The organism is Massilia sp. Root133 (genome assembly GCF_001426525.1).
Taxonomy (GTDB): Bacteria; Pseudomonadota; Gammaproteobacteria; order Burkholderiales; family Burkholderiaceae_D; genus Telluria; species Telluria orientalis.
The window spans coordinates 307,009-323,259 of the sequence record NZ_LMEW01000033.1 but is presented as its reverse complement, the minus strand read 5'-3'; the positions used below and the strand labels follow the sequence as shown (position 1 = coordinate 323,259).

Here is a 16,251-nt window from a genome sequence, read left to right as displayed (position 1 = left end):
TTGCGAAAAGTCTCCCGAGCGAGGATAGCAAGGGAATACATTGGAGCGATGGCAAAAATATACTCGCTGCTCGTTTTCATCCGAGGGCGCAAGCAGCCGTTTCACTTCATAGTCGACAAGGCCGATTACGACCGTCTGTCGAACATACTTGACGATGCCGATGAGATAGAGAGCCCAAGCTTTTTCTGGTGCGATACAGGCGACTACAGATCCGTCATTATTAATCTAAAAGCAGTCCAGGCCGTCCGCTTCCTCTGGGACGGTCCATTTGCGTCACGCAATCAAGAGTCGCGCGACGAACCCGTAGCAATATACCTGCGTGGACGGGACGAGCCGGTTGACGCTGACACTGACTCAGCCGAGTCCATTCATAATTTCTTCAGTCAGCTTGAGCTTGATCCGAAGATTTTTCCCTTCCCCAACTTTATTGATAGCGATGGCGAGTATGTTTATGTCAACTCATCTGAAGTTGACCTAATTATCGCGCCGAAAGAATTAATGGATGAAGGTGCCCGCCTTGCCCAGGATGATTTCGATGAACGCACTGCCCCGAAACTCAACCTGGTCAAAAAAGATTAGGCTGTCTTCGCGATGGTGCACGGGACGGCGGCCCCCTAGCCTCGAACCTCGGCCACTGACCGTGACCGCACACTGTCAGCCCAACGGCGACTGCCTCGTCATAAAGATATGCCTGCCCGGCTGCCCGGCAGGCATGGTTTGGATCATTCCTAACGTTAGGATATGGTGCCCGAAATCGGTCGAACACCGCCACGAAGGCCGCCACTTTTCCCGAAGACCGCCACTTAATTTACGTGGCGGTCTTCGGCATTTTTGGCGGTCTTCGGTAGATGCCACTCCCATCCAACCTTCATGCCGGCCTTGATCGCCTCAATGCCCAGATCACGCTTGGCCCTCTCGATTGTCCGCCAGGAGTAGCCAGCCCCCAGTGCATCGGCTTTAATCTGCTTGGTCGGCACAGGCCCGTCGATCAGAAGGTCATGGAGGAACTGCTCGGCATCTTGCTGCTCCCCGCTGGCGTCATCCTCGACATACTCGACCGATCCGAGGATCTCGCGTGCGGTCCCTTCAATAGTCCCCTCCCAAACGGCGTGCGTCGTCTCGATCCCGCTGTCCAAGGTGACTGCCTCGATCGAATACGCGACGCCGCCATCGTCCAAGGCAATGTTCGACTTTGCCCGCGCCAGAACGCGCCGACCGCCGCCCTCTTCTTTGGCCGCCACGAGGACCATGCGCGCGAGCGCGCCGAACGCCTGCGAACCAATGACCCGGTCCTGTGGCGCGCGTCCGGCGCCGCCCTTCGCAAAATGCGTGATTCCAATGACGGCGCAGCCGTGCGCGTCTGCGAAGTCCACGACGGCTTGCAAGCTTCGGCGAACGTCATTTGCCCGATGCATGTCGCCGGCCACGGCGGACACGATCGGATCAATCAGCAGCAGACTGACGCCGCCTATCGCTTGAGCCGCGCGGTGCAGCTCCAAGATGTCCTGCGACGGGTCAAACGGCATGCTCTGACCATCCTGGGCAATGCCCTCAATGAAGTAGCAACGCTCGAGATTGGCTCCAGACGCAAGCAGCCGCGGAACCAAAGTATCGTCGGCGACGTCTTCGCTAGACCAGATCAGGGCGTTACCCAGCATCCTATTGGCCGCGCCGTCTGGCCAGCGCCCGCCGCCAGTGATGACAGCTGCGAGCGCTAGAGCCAGAGTGGTTTTACCCGTGCCGGCGGCACCGGCCAGAACGGTCAACTTACCTGCCGGGAGCCAGCCGGGCCACAGCCACGTGATGGGCTGCGGCTTGATGTCGGCGCCGCGGCGAATCTTCACGACTCGTTCGCGATCCGGCAATCCGTCCAGCGCCGCAGCCCCACGCAAGACGCTATCCCAGCCGTCACGCATGAGTCACCTCCGCTCCGTGCTGGAGTCGCTTGGCAGCGGTAAGCAGCCGTTCTCTTGCGTCCATCGTCAGCGCATCCCCCTTTGCCATGGTGGTCGCGTACTGGCAAAGGATCAAAGCTTCAAAGGACAGGCAGCGCAAAACGTCAACAGCATTGAAGGGTCGACGCTCTCGCTTTACGACATCCCCGCCAATCCGCTCGGGGAACAGATCCTCGAAAGCCAGGCCGACCGCATCCAAAATGCTCTGTACGTCGCAGCCGGCGAAGCAATGAAGCAGCACGCGTCCATCGTCCAGCTCACGAACGGACAGGCTCGGGCCCCTGTCGTCGTGAGCTGGGCATCGGCATACCCAGCGACCGTTACCAGTCTTGCGCACGAGATCCAAGCGGGCCAGGAGAGCATCAGAACGCATGATTGACCTCGCTCTTGCAATCGGAAGTTGCGCGCGCAACCTGCCACTGTCGACGGATGATGTCCGCGTTCTGGACATCGCCGGCATCCTCGTAGCGCTTCACCATCGCAGCGTAGTCGGCATCGGTTACGCGCAGCTCTTCGGCCGTGTCCCACAGCAGCGGGCCGGTCGCCCGTACGTCATCGCGGCGCCGAAATTGATTGCGGCTCATCGTGCACCTCCACTTGGGGCAACCTGGACAAGCACGCGCTGTGCGCTCAGGCACAGCCTGAACAACTCAATTGGGCTTGTGCAGACGCTAGCCTCATCAAGGTCGCGGAGCAGCTGGTCGACGTCGATACCGGCGATGCGGTCGATTCCCGCCGTAGCGGGAACAGTGGAAAGCATGCTCATGCCGGCTCCTTCTTTTTGGTGCGCGCCGCGGCGCGAGCCTTGCTGGACGTTGCGACAGGTGGGCCGCCTTGGATCAGGCGCAGGACAGGACGCCGCTCTTTCTGCGCACGCTCGTACTCGCCTTCCATCATGTACAAAATGAAGCGCCTGCCGTCGTCATCGATTGCGGCGAACATGGCCGCGAAGCGTTCGTGCTGGGTCATGGCACCTGATCCTTTCCAGCACCCTGCTCAAACTTCTTCTCGCCGTCCCTCTGCATCTTTTCGAGGTGGGCAGCCGTTTGCAATTCGATCGTGCGCAGTGCAGCCACCGCCATGCGGAACAGACGTCCTTTGTGATAGTCGTTGAACATCGGCGCATCGCCGTTATCGACATCCATATCCGACTCCTCGATCATCTCCAAAATCACACAGGCCCCGCCGGCCAAGTCACGAGTGTTGGAGATCAGGTCGTAAGGGCCATTCTGGTAGGCGCGGTACACCCACTCGAAAGGCTGAAAGACTGGCACCGGATTTTCGACCGGCGCGGTCACATTGGTATCTCTCATGCTCGGCCCTCCGCTGCGTTTTTATTTGGCGCACGGCGGCGCACTGCATCTTTGCTATCTTTGAGGGCCGCCTGCTCGCTGAGGATGTGCCGCATGTCTCCGTGGGTCGCCCGCAGGAAGTTCGCTTCGTTCGCCAAGTGCTTGACCAGTACTCCCAACTGCGTGACGTGAAGGCTCTCTACCTCGAAATCGCCGCAACCAGCCAGCGACATCAAATGGCCGATCGACTGAAGGCCGTCGAGCAGCAGCTCTTGCACGTTGTGCGCGTGCTGCGCAATGGCGTCGACCATGTCGATGCGGTCTTGATCGAGTTGGACGCTGAAGCTCACGTCGCCCAGTTGCTTGATAAGGTCGGGGATCTTGTAGGCGGCGTCGTCGACGTGGCCGAAGTGCGGGTTGTTGGCGCTCATACCCGTACCTCCGCTTCAGCCCTCGAATTGAGGCGGTCGACGTGGTCCGTCGCCATTTCATGCAACTGGCTCAACGAAAACGCGGCCAATCGCGCCAGAGCTTCCGTGTCGTTTTCGCTCAATAGGGTATGTGTCGAATCGCCACCACCGCTGGCGATAACATTCAGGTCCAGCAGGTGGGCGGCCAAGATCCTGACAATAACCCCGGCACCACGGCTGATGTCCAATACCTGCGATGCAAACAATCCATCGGGATTGTTCTCCGCCTGAGGCACCAACCAGTTGTCATACTGATGGTACGGCTCGGGACGAGTCGTTTGCATTGAAACAGAGCTTGGAGAAGTTGAGGCTTTTTTTGCCTCATGCGATGGCATGTCGCCAATGTTTGTGTTAACCTTCGTTTGGTGCATGTGTAGCTCCTCAAAAAGACGCACTTGTCCACACCGCAGTCCGAAGCTCCACCTTCGGGACTGCAGCAACTTCCCGGTTCCGCCGGGCACGGTTGCAAAGAAATCCGAAGGGTCAGCTGGCAGGCTGGCCCTTTCGTCTTTCTGGATCTGTCATCAAGCCATCGCTGCTTGCCTTTCGGTTTGTTCCTTGGCGCGCGCCACCATGTTCACGATTTCCGCGCTCACACTGCGGTGATTTTCTTTGGCATACGCCTTGACCCATTCTTTAAGCTCAGGGGGCAGACGCACAGGAGTCGGCATGGGGGTAGTCGCCATTGTTCTCACCGGAAGTTTTGGGGATGAGTCAAATAGTGACTCACTTTGACTACCGAGTCAATAAATGACTCATTGCGTGAGCCAAAAAAGACTCATATGCTCCTTGGCATGACGCGTCCGCCTCCTGTCACTCCGTACCCCCTGCGCATGTCCGATGCATTGCGGGATCGCCTTACCGCTCAAGCCAAAGGGCGTGGGCATAGTCTCCACGCGGAAATCATTGCAATTTTGGAAGGGGCAACCGGCCTTGCTCCTGTCATTCCAGGAACCGAAGTAAAGACTTTGGCCGAGGAAATCGCCGAGATCGTCGCCGCCAAGCTGCGCGACACATCGACCTGAGCAGGTCGAGCGGATCAAGAAAGTAGCCGGCAAGAAGGGCCCGACACGGGCCAGTACAAGCCCAATCCTCCTCCGGAAAAAACTGGTAACCCTGCCGATTTTTTGTGCAGGCTGTTTAAACGTATCGTCGTCTTGCACGCTAGTTCGCGGATGCGGCAGTGTGGGCCTCATGTTGCTACTTCAGCGGCCAAAACCATACCTCGGTCGATGACCAGTAGCAGTCCTCCTCGCACGCCAGCATATCAACGCCATAGGGAGCGACCATGTCGATGTGACCTTGTCGATCAGTTCCGCCCCACAGATGATAGAAGCTGATCACGCCATGTCGCTTACCGATCGCCTTCTGTGCCTCCGGACCGCCGTTGAACTTCTCGGGCGCGCCCCAGAGCCGGGCCAGGATGTTCGACAAATTGCGCTGGCCCGGCTCGATCATCTTTCCTTTGCATTCGCCAGCCAGGACGCGCATCCGCCCGGGAGATATTGGGATGCCGCACCGAACTAGCGCGAGACTCATCCGAATCGCGCAGGTGTTGGCATAGCGCGGATCGTTCGCATACTCCGGCGGGTAGCCGATCCAACGATACAGGTCTTCGGCGTGGACCGAGTGCCGATCAATGTACTTGCTCCGCAAGACGGCATAGGGTGGCTTACCCATGACAGCACCCCTTAGCCGGGCAAGGCCATCTTTCAGCCCAAGCTTGGACCGCCAGTACACCTGCGCTCTGCCTGGCCTGCGCCGGCGTGAGCGAGCGCAGCTTGTCCGTCAACGCCGGTTGTACCAAATCGGTTCCCGGCTTGGTGATGCTGTAGCACCATTGCCGATCGGCAGTCGCATCCATGACGCCCTGCAGGTATGCCACCGCCTCAGCCGCTTCCGCTTGGCTGGCCGGTTGGTCGAGCTGGTGAAGCAGTCGCGCCCCACTCATCCAAGGGAAGGGATGGGTCCCTGCCGGCCCCGCGTAAGCCGGCACCGCGATTGCAAGAAGGACTAGCGCACGCATCACGCGATCCTATTGGATGCCAGATCCCACCCGCCGGCCGTATTGCCGCTGGTGCCGCCGCCGATCTTCTGCTGGGTGTACCGCCATTTCACCTTGGAGAACTTGAGACCCAGGCTCTCGCCCGGCACGTCGCCGCCGTCGAATGACGGGGCGATGTGGGCAATCAGAACGTTCTCAAGCTCCACCTCGAAATACTTGACCGGCTCGCCGTTGCCGTCAGCGCGCATCATTTCCAGCTTAGCCTTTGGGATCGTTTTGCCGCACGCGCAGGTTTGTGCGAGGACTGGCGATGCTAAGTCAACCAGCTTGTGAATGGTGATCTCGCTGAGTTCGGCGCGTTCTGCAGTGTGTCCGCCAGCGGTCGATGCTGTAGCACTCTTGGGTTGATGGATGTTCCAGCTGATTGAAGTGCATTCGATCCATGCGGAATGACGCGAATCGGCCGACTCGCCCTTGATGCCGTCCAGTTGCAGGTAATAGTCCGATGCCATTTGATGCCTCCGTGTTGGTTGTAAGGCATTGTGGCTATGTTGCATTTATTGAAACTTGGGCGTTATCAACTGATCAAGGGCGATAAATCAATGGACGAGCCGAAGCGTTAGAAAACGAACGATTTCTAACATCAACACAGATCAACGATCTGATGTGTTAGAAATATAGAGGTTGTACTTTCCAACACATAAGTATATTCTGACACCGTTTTCTAACACATTGAACAACGGAGAGCAGGATGGCGACCTTTGCATACGGCCGAGTTAGCACCACCGAACAAACTACCGAGAACCAGCGCCGCGAGATCGAGGCCGCCGGCTATCAGGTCGATTACTGGTTTAGGGATGAGGGCGTGTCGGGTAAGGTATCTGCCTTGCAGCGCCCGCAGTTCGCCAAGATGCTCGGACAGATCCGCGACGGCGAAACCCTGGTGGTGACCAAGCTGGACCGTCTCGGCCGTGATGCTCAGGATGTCGGCGCGACGATCAAGATGCTGGCCGCGCGCCGCATCGAGGTCATTGTTCTCCAACTCGGCAAGCTCGACCTGACCAGCGCAGCCGGCAAGCTGATGCTGACCATGCTTGCAGCGGTTGCCGAGATGGAGCGCGATTTACTGGTCGAACGTACTCAAGCTGGTTTGGCACGGGCGAAGGCAGAGGGCAAGACGTTGGGCCGCCCTTCTAAGACGACCGACGAGCAGCGCCGCTTGATCGCCGCTGACTACGCGGCTGGAATCACCGTAAGCGAACTTGCACGTCGGTTTTCTGTCTCGCGCGCCAGTATCCTCGGCATTGTGAAGTCTGCTCCAGAATCGATTTAGCTTGCGCGTTTTCAGCTATTCACAGCACGTTGGCTCATATCACCGAGTGTACTCGGGCGGACCGACGCGGGGATTGTAGATCCCAACGGCGTCCACTTGGCCGCGCGCCATACGCAACACCATATGCGTGTCTTTGAAGGACAAAAGCCGGTACAACCCGTCCTTAGAGGCAGAAGTCATAGTCGGTTGGCCTAGTTTTTCGATTACCGCCTCATAGCTGGTGCCAATACTTATTCCGTTAAGCGCGTTACAGTAAGTGCAAGTACCCTCGTAGAATATTGCTCGGATAACTTCACCTTTGAACACAATGACGGTGTCCCACGTTTTATCGTCTGCCGCATAGGCCCAAATCGGCTCACTAACGGCAGTTGGCTCACCCTTCTTGAAACGCACATCTGCCTTCGAATCAGTCACTTGAAGACCTTGGTATCCGTGTATCGGCACGAGGCGATTCTGGTAGGCCGCCGTCGCAGCAACCCCTCCCCAGACGATCAGCAGGAACAAGCAGCAACCAGCGCTGCTGCGTACAACTATCTTGCGCCACTTCCAACGGTCGCGGGTCGCAATGTACAGCGTGATGATGCCTAGCAATGCCATGCCTAGAAAAATGCCGGTACCAATATCCATGCTGTTCTCCCACTTTCAGTAACACAACAGTATAGAGCTATGGGGAAGGTCTCGTTAAGAAGGCAACCTGGAGCCTTTCGATGCCTCATCGATAGTTCGATACATGCACTTCGATCAGAAAATATTGCCATTTGAATAAGTTGCATAGAAGATATGGCAACGATAAGATGCTACTGAGCACGAAGTTAACGCTATAAGACTTGCGTAAGGACGCTATGCCAAAAAACATCAATTCAGCCTCTCGGATAGTCAGCCTGATCAAGGCTATCCCTTCTCACCCCGACAATACCCAAACTATGGAGGTCTGGGCTTCGTTGTTCCAAGTGCCAGAGCGCTCTCCGCAGAGACGGAGCTTTGTAGTTTCTGAGCGGCTAGGGGCTATGTATCGCGAACTGGACATAGTTCGGTCGCAGATGACGGCCAAGAACTTTAGTGAAGAGCTATATGCGTCAGCCATCGCCCAGCTTGAAGCGGCGTTTTCCACTATGTCACTGCATACTTCGTGGCCGAATGTACGCCAGCATCTAACGGCTGAGACTCTCGTGGCAATGGCGTTTTGCGGGGAGATAATCGATAACGAAGAAGACCTAATCAGCGCCGAGGAGCTAACAGAAATAGAAAACAAGGTGCAGGATTTAGAGCAGTCTCTGGAAGGTAGCACTCTCCCTCCAAGGCTTAAGTCTCTCATCCAACATCACATTGATCTGATTCGAAAGGCGCTCGCTGAGTACCCAATAGTCGGAGCGAGATCACTTCGCCAAGCTGCTCGCACAGCACTAGGGGAAATTGTCGAGGTCCGTGAAGAAATAAGTGCCCATCCAGATGCTCCAGAAATAGCAAACTTAGGGTCTGTCTGGAAGCGAGTGAACTCTGCTGCCGACTTGGCACTGAAGGCAGACAAGCTCGTTCAGCTAGGCCAAAAAGCTTGGGACGTAGTAGGCGGTTTTCTACCTAGTTAGAACGCATGCTCCACCTAATTCATCGCGTGCGTGCACGCGATGCCGGAGGAAATTCTCTATTGAACAGGGCTCAAATTCGTTCGGAAATCGATGGCTAAAACCTCCTACTTTGACACATAAGCGTTTGATTTCAATAGGCATCTTGGACGTATCAGCGTTCAGAAAAAATCCCCTCTAACCGTCTAAATCTGTCTATTTTAGATAAACAGACTGAGCTCTATTTTCTGCGAATGCCCGCGCTCTGGAACGTTCAGCAGGTAGGAGGCTCATCCGCCGCAGCGCAGCGCCTCGCCGACGATCGAGGCCCCCTCGGCCCAGTCCGACGAGGTCGACACGACATAGAAGGCATTGGCGCCGGCGGCCGCGGCTTCGTTCAAGGCGGACTTCATGGCGTTGCCGGGCTTGTCCGGGCCGAGCCGCTGGTTGAAGGTCACCAGCTTGATGGCCTGGCACTTTTCCTTCTGGGCGGCGGTCACGATCTGGACCTTCTGGGCCGCATCGGTGAGGGGAGTTGCGCACCCTGCCAACAGGGCCAGGGCGGCGCAGATGAGGACGGGTTTCAGCATCAGTCGACTCCGGGCAATTTAGAAAGTTGCCACAGTAACACAACAGGTCAACCGATTTGCAGATCTGAGGCAAGGAGCTCATCGGCCACCTTGATGGGCTAGGCGCTGCCCTTCTCAGCTGCATCTTTCGCCTTCATGATCGCGATCAGCACCTCGGTCGGCAGGCTGGCCACATCAAGCGTCGATGCGGTCTGAACCGGGGGCAGGTCGGCAGCACCGCCGATCGCTACCTTGTCGCCATAGTCGCGCGGCGCGATCTTGGATGCTCGCCAACGGTAGTGCTGCGCAAGCTCACGCGCCCTGGACAGCTCGAATTGATCGCTGGCCGTCTCAATTGTCAGCGTCGCCTTCTCGTCCCACATCTGGGCGGTTTGTACCCTTGCCTCGCGCGCACGCGCGGAACGTTCAGGATCGGCGCCAATCCATGCCACGAGCGATCCTTGCGACACCCCTATCTCCTCGGCGATCGCATGCATAGCTTTCGGATGCAGGATAGCCGCACACACGGCATCAATCCCGAAGGCGTCGAGTTTTTCGCTGACGGTTGGTCCGGCCTTCTGTTCGGTTTTTCGTCCCATGGTTACTCTCCTTCGGCTGGATGATCTTGGTCTTCATGCATCCGCTCGGCCTGCAGCGCCTGCGTAACCCATCGCTGCGAAGCCGTTGCGTTACCGGGCATGTTCATGACATGCGCGAAGCGTCGCCACCCAGGGGATTGGACGAAGCGGCGGATCGCATCCTGCTGCTCGGGGTGAACACCATGCGCGGTCCTGCGGGCCAGCTCGGTGAACTCGGGCGAAGTCAGGAGTTTGTCGACCGCCTTGATGGCCTCGGGCTTGGCTCCCTTGGCAAGCGCCGACGCAACCGCAGCGCCCGCACCTGGGCCAAGGGCCCAGCCTACGGTCGTGCCCACAGTGGCGCCAAGCGCAGACTCACGTGCAGTTTTGTAGAGGCGGCCAGTGAAGTTGTCGATCGGCTTCAGCTCGTCCTTGATGGCGTTGAGGCGACCGGTAGTGATTCGCTCGCGCGTGGCGGCGCTGATGCCGTTGGAAACACGGTATAGGTCGCTGAGCTGCTTGCGCGCCTCGGGCGGCAGGTGGGTCATAACGGCCAGGTGCGACTGCTTGTTCTTGAGCAGGCCTTCGTACCAGGTGGCGAACTTGCCGAAACTGACGTGGCCATTAGCCGCAGTCTTGCCAAATGCGGTGCTGAGACCAGAGGCGACGACCTCCTGGCGCATGCTTTCTGGGACCGACTTCAGCAACTTGATAAGCTGGGTCGGGTCTCCCGCCGGGAGCGCCTTCATGGCCGTCGACATCTTACCGACGAAGGACTCGTCCAGCTTCTCGCCGAAAAGCGCGGCGAGATCGTCCTGAATGCCCTTGTAAGTGGCGACGGTTTTCTGAGCGAGATCCCACTTTCCGGCCATGCCATGCTGCTCGAGCACGGCCCGCTGATCCTTCTTCAGTGCGTCCTCGAGTATCGAGATCAAACGGCTGTCCGAGTCCTTGAACGGGCCGGCGCGTTGGACGCGCGCCGCGGTGAGGTCGCGTCGGACGTCATCCAGCAGGGTGTACGTCGGATGCTTGAGAATCGCCTGCGGCGCGGCCCCTGCGCGAAGTGGCTCGCCCGAGGCGGACAGAATCTGCGGCCCCTCTGCTTTCGGCATCAACCGGCGAGGCGAGAGCTTCGCCAAGACCATCTTTTCCATCGGCGACAGGAACTTCGTGCCCCCGAGATCGTTGGCGCGCGCCTTGATCATGTTCAGGACGGTCGGCGCCGGCGCATCTGCTTTAGCCGGCACGGCGGCGCGGATATCTGCATACTGCTTGTCCGCATGGCTCACCAGTTCATCGTGCGTGCCCTGCAGCCTTTCTTTGAGCGAATGGGCAAGGCTACTGAGGTCATGCGTGCCACCAATCTCCTCGATCAGGTCGTTGGCCCGCTGCGCGACTCGCTGCAGGCCGTCTAACTCTGCGGCGCGTGCCTCGGAACCAGGGATCGACTTCACAGCCTGTGACAGTTCGCGGAATGCCTGATTCGTGGTCACGTGGTCCGCCTGCAGGTCACCATCGATGCCGAGGCGCTCGGCAGCCCCCATGACCTTGGGATCGGGCGATGCCTGCTCGGCCAGTACCTGCTTTGCCCGGCTGCTTCCGAAACCGCCTTCTGCGGCCTTGCGCGCCGTCTGGGTAAGGTCGTCCGCTGCCAGAGGTGCCGCACCGCTGGCATCGACCGTTGGAGCGTCGGCGGCCGCGCGCGCAGCTGGGCCCTGCGCACCAGGTGAGGCGGCGCCGGCATCAGCAGCCTCGGCCGATGCGGTCGCCAGCGGGTCGACCGCGGCGGCAGGCTCGGCAGCAACAGCAGGGTTCACACCACGCACGCGTCGCAGGATCTGCCTGGCCGGCGCAGCTGCAGCACGCACTGCATTGACCACAGCCGGCACGGCGGCGCCGGCGACGCCGGCTGCAGCTACCTCACCCGGATTGAACTCGCCGCCGGTAGCCGCCTGGGTCGCCTCAATGGCTGCCTGTGTGCCAGCAGCCCCGAGAGCAGCGCCGCCGAGGGTCGTGGCGCGGCCGGCTGGGGTAAATGCAGCGATGGCGCCGAGCGCGCGCGGAAGGTCGCTGAGCTGGAAGCCGGGCTTGATCGCATACTCCTTGCCGTCCATCGACGAGCGCAACAGGAAGTTGCCCTTCTCATCCTGACGCGCCTTCACGCCTGGGAAGTTCGACTGGATGATCTTCACGGTCTCGGCCGGGTTGGACAGGAGCGTGCCCAAACCGGTTTTCGCACTCGCCATGCTGAACGAGTTCAGCTCGGGCATGCCGGCCCAGTCGGGCGCCGCATCAGTTTCGGCTGTATGCCGCTTGTCACCGGTGGCAGCCTCCTTGATGTGCCCAGGGATCGACGCCAGAGTGTCGAACAGGTTGTGGCCCTGCTCGGCCTCGGAGGCGTCATTGGCCGGCAGCGACTTGATGTAGCCGGCCAGGCGCTGCGCGGCCTTCGTATCGCCCGCGGCATCGGCATTGCGGAGCGCTTGGTAGAGCTGTTCGCGGTCAGGCATCACTAGTTCCCGTACTTGTTGAGGAGGTAATCGATATCGGCCGGGTGCGCTGCCGCCGACTTCGCAGGCTTCGTTGGCGGTGCCCCTTTGCCCTCACCGTCGCTCTTGCCAGTCAGGAGCGATCGTGCGGCCGGCGAGAGGAATGTGTCATCAAAGTCCTTGAGGCCGGTGCTCCGCTCGTAGCTGCGCTTCTTCTCCTTCAGGCGGCCTCCGAACAGCTCCTGCGCGGTGCGGACGGCGCCCAGTACCTGTTCGGGCGAGTAGGTGCCGTCCCCGGTCAGCGCTGCAGCAGTGTGGTTCCGGTCTTCGCCGGTGCCACCGACCCCGGACACGGCCTTGACCACTTCGGGCGCCACCATCTGCACGGCGACCTTCAGGTTCGATGGTCGCGCGGAGCCGGTCGCTTCCGAGATCCTGTTCGCGATCTTGTTGAATAGGCGGGTGTCTCCGTTCTTCTGGGCAAGGGCAAGCTCCTTCAGCGTCGCCAGGTGGTTCATCGCGGTGTTGGCCGACTCGATCGCCGCGCCATCCTTGCCGCCGGCGGCGAACGAACGCAGCGCGGCAGCCCGCGGTGCGTACTGGGCTGCGTCGTACTGGGGATTGAGCTGCATGACCATGTCCATGGTGGCCTGGCCCCATGGCTTGTTCATGTTGAACTGGCCGAGCGGTGGCGCGCGGTAGAACGCGATCTGCTTGGCTAGCGTCTCGTTCGGCTTCGCCGGTGCATCGGCGGCCTTCTGCTCCTCGACCCACTCGGAGTGGCGGATGTCCTGGCCTCGGCGCTGCGTACTGGCCGACAGCGTCGCATCGGCGCTCGGCGTGGTGAACGCCTTCTGGTCTTTCGGGGTCATGCCGGCGTCGCGGAGCTGGCCCAGGTACGTGGGGAGCTCTTTTGGATCGGCCGGCATGCCGTCGATGTACTCCTGCGCGCCGCCCTTCGGAATAAAGCCGCGCGACTCCATCGACTTGAACATGGCGATCGCCTGCGTTGGCTTCACGCCGGGCTTTGCGAGCGAGCCGGCCGTCTGCGCGAAGACGCCGTAATTCTTCACGGCTTGGTCGATCTTCTCGCCATCCAGCTTCGAGTCCGACTCTTTCTGGTCACGGGCATCCTTGTTTTGCGCGACGATGTTGTCGATGACAGCCTTGCCCTGCGGGTGCACGGCCAACATCGACTTGATGAGGACGCCGCCGAACTCAGGATGCTCCTGGACCGCCTGCGCCTTGGCGCGCAGTGCCCTCGATTCAACGGTGGGACCGTTGGACGCGTTTTCGATCGCATCGGCGCGCGCGTTCAACCCGTCGACAACAATCTGCGGCTGGCCATTTTGGATTGCCGAACCCCACTGGGCCAGATCGGAAAGCTGCTGTTTCTGCGCCACCGCGCTCTTCATATCCCAGGCCTGTTTGAGCTGTTCGCTCATGCCCGGTACCTGCAACATGGCGTTCGCATACTCTTCGCCGCCGGCATTCGGGTTCGCGACCAGCGACTGGATGACCTGTGCCTGTTGCTGCTTCTGGGCGAGCGCTGCCTGCTGTTGTTGCTGCTGCTGTTGTACCTGGCTGATACCGATGCCGGCTTGGTAGCCCTTCAGGACACTGTCGAAGGCGTTGGCGACGTCTGTGGTGTAGTCGATTGGAAGCATGATGGCCTCAGAACTTGAGCGAGGAGGTAAATGCGGACATGTCGATCGGGGTGAAACCAATATCCCCCACGCTCGACGTCAGCCCACTCGATTGGCGCGCGGAGGCTGCGGCGCGTGCTGCAGCCGCGTCATAGGTCGAGGTGGGACCAAAGCCACCCAGGCCTGCGAACGTCCCAATGCTGCTTCCCAGCGCGTTGTACACCCCGGCTTGGGATCGCCCTGCTGCCAGGGCGTTACCCGCCTGTGCCGCGCCTTGCTGCTGGAGCAGGCTGGCCACGCTCTGGCCGGTCTGCATACCCGCGTTGCCGACGCCGGCCGCGGCGTTCTGTCCGAGGGAGGTCAGGCCGCCTAGGTTCGCGTACTGCTGCTCGATCAGCTGGTTGAGCAGTTGCGGACGGAACTGGCCGAGCGCGCCTTGCACGTTGCCGCCGCGGAGCCCGCCGGTGGCCGAGGCGTTCGCCAGGATCGCGTCTTCACCCTGCTGCGCGAGCGCGCTGAACATCGGGGACGACTGGATGCCGCTGATTGCGGCCTGCTGTGCAGCGGCGCCGTTCAGGCCCAGCAGGTTCTGCTGCGCGGCGAGCGAACCGGTGCCGGCCGTGACGAACGGCGACAGGAGCTTCTGCACCGCCTCGAACTGTTTGTTTTGCTGGTCGATGCCGAGCTGCGTGGCCCGTTCCTGCGCGTTGGACGCAGTGTTGGCCGCCGACCTGGTCGCGTTTGACGACAAGAGTGCACCGCCGATCCCTGCTCCCACAACTGCTGCTGCCACCATGATTTACTCCCCCAGCCATTTGCTGAAATACGTTTCGACAGGTGCCGCACCGATGCGCTTGAACAGGGCGCTGGCGTCGGCGTGAATTTTTGAACCCATGAACCACCGCTGCACACCACGGCGCCGAAGCTCCGCCTCGACGAAGCGGAACATCCGCACACCGGCGCTGCCGCTGCGCTTGTCCTGGCGCACGTAGAAGATGTCCATCGTGCAGGTCAAGCAGGTCTCGTAGTGCAGGCCGGGCGCGATGAAGCCGATGAAGTAGCCGACCAGTTGGCCGGCGTCGCGCAAGGTGACGAAGAGCAGGCCGCCGGCGCGCTCTCGCTCGATGTAGACGTGGTACTGCGGTTGCAGCGGCACCTTGTCCTGATTCAGGGCCAGCTCGCGGTAGTGCAGCGGCAGCAGCGCCTGCAGCTCGGACAGCTGCTGCTCGAATGACTCGACGTGGCAAGTGATCATTTGGAAGTCCTGATATCGACGATCATGTGGATGCGGTCGTCGGCGCTGTTGTTGATCACCTCGTGCTCCTGCGCGTTGTCGAACCACCAGACCTCTCCCGGCGCCATGTAGGTAGTCTCCTCGCCGGCGCGGAAGTAGACTCCCGGCTGGCTCTGCAGGACGACGTGGAAGCGGCTGTAGTAGTCGGTGTGGGATTTGGTGTCGACGTGCGGGAAGATCACGCCGCCAGGTGCGATTTTGTTGATCATGACCCGGCCCAGGCGCTCGCCGCCGACCCGTGCCATCAGCGACATCACGATCGGGCGAGCCTCGGTCAGCAGCTTGTAGGCCGGATAGTCGACGTTTTCGTGCTGGTCGTAGGTGCTCAGGTGGTTTTGCAGCTCCTCCTCGGTCTCGTGCACGGACTTGACGGGGAAGCGCAGCATGATCGACTCGATCTGCTTGAACGGGCCTTGCGGGTAATCGCGGAGGTAGGTGTCCTCTTTCCAGAGGTCCGGGCGGCGACGGATCGCCAACAAAAGGGGGGTGACGTCGACGCCTTGCGCGAGCAGGAGGAAATTACGCATCACATTCTCCCAAGGTTAGAAGGGGGTTTGTGAGCCGCTGGGCGCTCGAAACTCAGCTATAGCAAGTAGGTGCCACTGACTAAATTATAGTCATTTCCTATCGTAAACTTACATTAGATAGTCATATTTAATTGTAATGATGAGCCCTAAAATCATTCCATCTGAATCTATCAATTGTCGAGGTCGGAGAGAGTGGGATCTGGTCGGCCCGTCCTCGCGCACCAGGTCCGGAGCGTCATGAAGCCGTTCTCCTTGGTCTGCACAAAGTCGGCAGCGCACGCTACTGCCAGATTGCGCCAGTAGCGGTCCCACAGATCGGGGGCTTCGATTAGTTGCATTCTGATGCTCTCAAGTTCTTTGGGGGACCATCCATACCGAAGCGCCAGACGGTCCAGCCTCCTTGCGCGCGCGCGCGTGCGCGAAATGGTCTCAGCGGTCTTGGGTGGCGCGGTCATCCATCGTTTCCTTCTACCTTGCGCGCGTGCGTGTACTGGTCTGAAAACCCGTCCCCATTCATCTCCGTCGCGCACG

At 59.9% G+C, this 16,251-nt stretch carries 24 protein-coding genes; 5 read left to right on the top strand and 19 right to left on the bottom strand.

The window, feature by feature from the left end; translation table 11 throughout:
* Positions 1 to 48 precede the first annotated feature (48 nt).
* Positions 49 to 579 carry a hypothetical protein gene (locus ASD28_RS23905; RefSeq protein WP_056134393.1) on the top strand — a complete coding sequence of 177 codons (531 nt, stop codon included), beginning with the start codon at positions 49 to 51 and terminating at the stop codon, positions 577 to 579.
* 224 nt (positions 580 to 803) lie between these two features.
* On the opposite strand, the gene ASD28_RS23900 is transcribed toward ASD28_RS23905, so the two are convergent.
* Positions 804 to 1,916 (bottom strand): AAA family ATPase, encoded by a 1,113-nt coding sequence (locus tag ASD28_RS23900; RefSeq protein WP_082577610.1) that lies wholly within the window; start codon positions 1,914 to 1,916, stop codon positions 804 to 806.
* On the opposite strand from ASD28_RS23900, the gene ASD28_RS32040 reads away from it, so the two are divergent.
* Entirely contained in the window at positions 1,915 to 2,334 is a 420-nt protein-coding gene (locus ASD28_RS32040) for a hypothetical protein (protein WP_156403973.1), read from the top strand. The genes ASD28_RS23900 and ASD28_RS32040 overlap by 2 nt on opposite strands.
* Here ASD28_RS32040 and ASD28_RS23890 read toward each other — a convergent pair.
* The 6 genes from ASD28_RS23890 to ASD28_RS31335 form a co-directional block, all read right to left on the bottom strand.
* Positions 2,318 to 2,539 carry a hypothetical protein gene (locus tag ASD28_RS23890; RefSeq protein WP_056134386.1) on the bottom strand — a complete coding sequence of 74 codons (222 nt, stop codon included), beginning with the start codon at positions 2,537 to 2,539 and terminating at the stop codon, positions 2,318 to 2,320. The genes ASD28_RS32040 and ASD28_RS23890 overlap by 17 nt on opposite strands.
* A 178-nt stretch (positions 2,540 to 2,717) precedes the next feature.
* Positions 2,718 to 2,924, bottom strand: a complete 207-nt coding sequence (locus ASD28_RS23880; RefSeq protein ID WP_056134379.1) for a hypothetical protein — start codon at positions 2,922 to 2,924, stop codon at positions 2,718 to 2,720.
* Positions 2,921 to 3,268: a hypothetical protein gene (locus ASD28_RS23875; RefSeq protein ID WP_056134376.1), complete on the bottom strand. Its 348-nt coding sequence runs from the start codon at positions 3,266 to 3,268 to the stop codon at positions 2,921 to 2,923. The genes ASD28_RS23880 and ASD28_RS23875 overlap by 4 nt, the downstream gene beginning before the upstream one ends.
* The gene (locus ASD28_RS23870) at positions 3,265 to 3,678 is read right to left on the bottom strand and encodes a hypothetical protein (RefSeq protein WP_056134373.1); all 414 of its coding nucleotides are present in this window, start codon (positions 3,676 to 3,678) and stop codon (positions 3,265 to 3,267) included. Before ASD28_RS23870 ends, ASD28_RS23875 begins: the two co-directional genes overlap by 4 nt.
* Positions 3,675 to 4,088 carry a hypothetical protein gene (locus ASD28_RS23865; protein ID WP_156403974.1) on the bottom strand — a complete coding sequence of 138 codons (414 nt, stop codon included), beginning with the start codon at positions 4,086 to 4,088 and terminating at the stop codon, positions 3,675 to 3,677. The genes ASD28_RS23870 and ASD28_RS23865 overlap by 4 nt, the downstream gene beginning before the upstream one ends.
* Before the next feature lie 153 nt (positions 4,089 to 4,241).
* Entirely contained in the window at positions 4,242 to 4,403 is a 162-nt protein-coding gene (locus ASD28_RS31335) for an Arc family DNA-binding protein (protein WP_082577611.1), read from the bottom strand.
* A gap of 147 nt (positions 4,404 to 4,550) precedes the next feature.
* On the opposite strand from ASD28_RS31335, the gene ASD28_RS32035 reads away from it, so the two are divergent.
* Positions 4,551 to 4,742 (top strand): hypothetical protein, encoded by a 192-nt coding sequence (locus tag ASD28_RS32035; protein WP_156403975.1) that lies wholly within the window; start codon positions 4,551 to 4,553, stop codon positions 4,740 to 4,742.
* A gap of 175 nt (positions 4,743 to 4,917) precedes the next feature.
* Here the strand turns inward: ASD28_RS32035 and ASD28_RS23860 are convergent, their stop codons facing one another.
* The 3 genes from ASD28_RS23860 to ASD28_RS23850 all read right to left on the bottom strand — a co-directional run bounded on the left by ASD28_RS23860 (position 4,918) and on the right by ASD28_RS23850 (position 6,234).
* Positions 4,918 to 5,397, bottom strand: a complete 480-nt coding sequence (locus ASD28_RS23860) for a T6SS effector amidase Tae4 family protein (protein WP_056134368.1) — start codon at positions 5,395 to 5,397, stop codon at positions 4,918 to 4,920.
* Positions 5,390 to 5,668, bottom strand: coding sequence for a Rap1a/Tai family immunity protein (locus ASD28_RS33385; protein ID WP_373994867.1), 279 nt, complete (start codon positions 5,666 to 5,668; stop codon positions 5,390 to 5,392). Before ASD28_RS33385 ends, ASD28_RS23860 begins: the two co-directional genes overlap by 8 nt.
* 74 nt (positions 5,669 to 5,742) lie before the next feature.
* Positions 5,743 to 6,234 (bottom strand): type VI secretion system tube protein Hcp, encoded by a 492-nt coding sequence (locus tag ASD28_RS23850; RefSeq protein ID WP_056134362.1) that lies wholly within the window; start codon positions 6,232 to 6,234, stop codon positions 5,743 to 5,745.
* A gap of 239 nt (positions 6,235 to 6,473) precedes the next feature.
* On the opposite strand from ASD28_RS23850, the gene ASD28_RS23845 reads away from it, so the two are divergent.
* Complete coding sequence (locus ASD28_RS23845; protein WP_056134359.1) at positions 6,474 to 7,055, top strand: recombinase family protein; 582 nt, start codon at positions 6,474 to 6,476, stop codon at positions 7,053 to 7,055.
* Between the two features lie 39 nt (positions 7,056 to 7,094).
* Here ASD28_RS23845 and ASD28_RS23840 read toward each other — a convergent pair whose 3' ends face one another.
* Positions 7,095 to 7,682, bottom strand: coding sequence for a hypothetical protein (locus ASD28_RS23840; protein WP_056330208.1), 588 nt, complete (start codon positions 7,680 to 7,682; stop codon positions 7,095 to 7,097).
* A gap of 413 nt (positions 7,683 to 8,095) precedes the next feature.
* On the opposite strand from ASD28_RS23840, the gene ASD28_RS32030 reads away from it, so the two are divergent.
* On the top strand, positions 8,096 to 8,641 hold the full coding sequence (locus ASD28_RS32030) for a hypothetical protein (RefSeq protein ID WP_156403976.1): 546 nt from the start codon (positions 8,096 to 8,098) through the stop codon (positions 8,639 to 8,641).
* A 266-nt stretch (positions 8,642 to 8,907) separates the two neighbouring features.
* Here ASD28_RS32030 and ASD28_RS23835 read toward each other — a convergent pair whose 3' ends face one another.
* The 8 genes from ASD28_RS23835 to ASD28_RS23800 all read right to left on the bottom strand — a co-directional run bounded on the left by ASD28_RS23835 (position 8,908) and on the right by ASD28_RS23800 (position 16,175).
* Complete coding sequence (locus tag ASD28_RS23835; RefSeq protein ID WP_056134355.1) at positions 8,908 to 9,207, bottom strand: hypothetical protein; 300 nt, start codon at positions 9,205 to 9,207, stop codon at positions 8,908 to 8,910.
* Positions 9,208 to 9,305: 98 nt separating this feature from the next.
* A complete protein-coding gene (locus tag ASD28_RS23830) occupies positions 9,306 to 9,785 on the bottom strand; it encodes a hypothetical protein (protein WP_056134352.1) in 480 nt (159 codons plus the stop codon).
* Between the two features lie 2 nt (positions 9,786 to 9,787).
* Positions 9,788 to 12,274 (bottom strand): hypothetical protein, encoded by a 2,487-nt coding sequence (locus ASD28_RS23825; RefSeq protein WP_056134350.1) that lies wholly within the window; start codon positions 12,272 to 12,274, stop codon positions 9,788 to 9,790.
* Between the two features lie 2 nt (positions 12,275 to 12,276).
* Positions 12,277 to 13,920 (bottom strand): hypothetical protein, encoded by a 1,644-nt coding sequence (locus tag ASD28_RS23820; RefSeq protein WP_056134347.1) that lies wholly within the window; start codon positions 13,918 to 13,920, stop codon positions 12,277 to 12,279.
* A 7-nt stretch (positions 13,921 to 13,927) separates the two neighbouring features.
* On the bottom strand, positions 13,928 to 14,695 hold the full coding sequence (locus ASD28_RS23815; protein ID WP_200949036.1) for a hypothetical protein: 768 nt from the start codon (positions 14,693 to 14,695) through the stop codon (positions 13,928 to 13,930).
* A 3-nt stretch (positions 14,696 to 14,698) separates the two neighbouring features.
* Positions 14,699 to 15,154 carry a hypothetical protein gene (locus ASD28_RS23810; protein WP_056134343.1) on the bottom strand — a complete coding sequence of 152 codons (456 nt, stop codon included), beginning with the start codon at positions 15,152 to 15,154 and terminating at the stop codon, positions 14,699 to 14,701.
* Positions 15,151 to 15,720: an aspartyl/asparaginyl beta-hydroxylase domain-containing protein gene (locus ASD28_RS23805; RefSeq protein WP_056134340.1), complete on the bottom strand. Its 570-nt coding sequence runs from the start codon at positions 15,718 to 15,720 to the stop codon at positions 15,151 to 15,153. Before ASD28_RS23805 ends, ASD28_RS23810 begins: the two co-directional genes overlap by 4 nt.
* 170 nt (positions 15,721 to 15,890) lie before the next feature.
* Positions 15,891 to 16,175 carry a hypothetical protein gene (locus tag ASD28_RS23800; RefSeq protein WP_056134337.1) on the bottom strand — a complete coding sequence of 95 codons (285 nt, stop codon included), beginning with the start codon at positions 16,173 to 16,175 and terminating at the stop codon, positions 15,891 to 15,893.
* Between the last annotated feature and the right edge of the window lie 76 nt (positions 16,176 to 16,251).

What these genes read in the sequence shown, in the direction of transcription:
- ASD28_RS23870 (WP_056134373.1), bottom strand. Translation starts at nt 3,678, where the DNA reads ATGAGCGCCAACAACCCGCACTTCGGCCACGTCGACGACGCCGCCTAC.
- ASD28_RS32035 (WP_156403975.1), top strand. Translation starts at nt 4,551, where the DNA reads ATGTCCGATGCATTGCGGGATCGCCTTACCGCTCAAGCCAAAGGGCGT.
- ASD28_RS23820 (WP_056134347.1), bottom strand. Translation starts at nt 13,920, where the DNA reads ATGCTTCCAATCGACTACACCACAGACGTCGCCAACGCCTTCGACAGT.
- ASD28_RS23875 (WP_056134376.1), bottom strand. Translation starts at nt 3,268, where the DNA reads ATGAGAGATACCAATGTGACCGCGCCGGTCGAAAATCCGGTGCCAGTC.
- ASD28_RS23860 (WP_056134368.1), bottom strand. Translation starts at nt 5,397, where the DNA reads ATGGGTAAGCCACCCTATGCCGTCTTGCGGAGCAAGTACATTGATCGG.
- ASD28_RS33385 (WP_373994867.1), bottom strand. Translation starts at nt 5,668, where the DNA reads ATGAGTGGGGCGCGACTGCTTCACCAGCTCGACCAACCGGCCAGCCAA.
- ASD28_RS23880 (WP_056134379.1), bottom strand. Translation starts at nt 2,924, where the DNA reads ATGACCCAGCACGAACGCTTCGCGGCCATGTTCGCCGCAATCGATGAC.
- ASD28_RS23865 (WP_156403974.1), bottom strand. Translation starts at nt 4,088, where the DNA reads ATGCACCAAACGAAGGTTAACACAAACATTGGCGACATGCCATCGCAT.
- ASD28_RS23805 (WP_056134340.1), bottom strand. Translation starts at nt 15,720, where the DNA reads ATGCGTAATTTCCTCCTGCTCGCGCAAGGCGTCGACGTCACCCCCCTT.
- ASD28_RS23825 (WP_056134350.1), bottom strand. Translation starts at nt 12,274, where the DNA reads ATGCCTGACCGCGAACAGCTCTACCAAGCGCTCCGCAATGCCGATGCC.
- ASD28_RS23800 (WP_056134337.1), bottom strand. Translation starts at nt 16,175, where the DNA reads ATGACCGCGCCACCCAAGACCGCTGAGACCATTTCGCGCACGCGCGCG.
- ASD28_RS23830 (WP_056134352.1), bottom strand. Translation starts at nt 9,785, where the DNA reads ATGGGACGAAAAACCGAACAGAAGGCCGGACCAACCGTCAGCGAAAAA.
- ASD28_RS32040 (WP_156403973.1), top strand. Translation starts at nt 1,915, where the DNA reads ATGAGTCACCTCCGCTCCGTGCTGGAGTCGCTTGGCAGCGGTAAGCAG.
- ASD28_RS23845 (WP_056134359.1), top strand. Translation starts at nt 6,474, where the DNA reads ATGGCGACCTTTGCATACGGCCGAGTTAGCACCACCGAACAAACTACC.
- ASD28_RS23840 (WP_056330208.1), bottom strand. Translation starts at nt 7,682, where the DNA reads ATGGATATTGGTACCGGCATTTTTCTAGGCATGGCATTGCTAGGCATC.
- ASD28_RS31335 (WP_082577611.1), bottom strand. Translation starts at nt 4,403, where the DNA reads ATGGCGACTACCCCCATGCCGACTCCTGTGCGTCTGCCCCCTGAGCTT.
- ASD28_RS23905 (WP_056134393.1), top strand. Translation starts at nt 49, where the DNA reads ATGGCAAAAATATACTCGCTGCTCGTTTTCATCCGAGGGCGCAAGCAG.
- ASD28_RS23890 (WP_056134386.1), bottom strand. Translation starts at nt 2,539, where the DNA reads ATGAGCCGCAATCAATTTCGGCGCCGCGATGACGTACGGGCGACCGGC.
- ASD28_RS32030 (WP_156403976.1), top strand. Translation starts at nt 8,096, where the DNA reads ATGACGGCCAAGAACTTTAGTGAAGAGCTATATGCGTCAGCCATCGCC.
- ASD28_RS23810 (WP_056134343.1), bottom strand. Translation starts at nt 15,154, where the DNA reads ATGATCACTTGCCACGTCGAGTCATTCGAGCAGCAGCTGTCCGAGCTG.
- ASD28_RS23850 (WP_056134362.1), bottom strand. Translation starts at nt 6,234, where the DNA reads ATGGCATCGGACTATTACCTGCAACTGGACGGCATCAAGGGCGAGTCG.
- ASD28_RS23835 (WP_056134355.1), bottom strand. Translation starts at nt 9,207, where the DNA reads ATGCTGAAACCCGTCCTCATCTGCGCCGCCCTGGCCCTGTTGGCAGGG.
- ASD28_RS23815 (WP_200949036.1), bottom strand. Translation starts at nt 14,695, where the DNA reads ATGGTGGCAGCAGCAGTTGTGGGAGCAGGGATCGGCGGTGCACTCTTG.
- ASD28_RS23900 (WP_082577610.1), bottom strand. Translation starts at nt 1,916, where the DNA reads ATGCGTGACGGCTGGGATAGCGTCTTGCGTGGGGCTGCGGCGCTGGAC.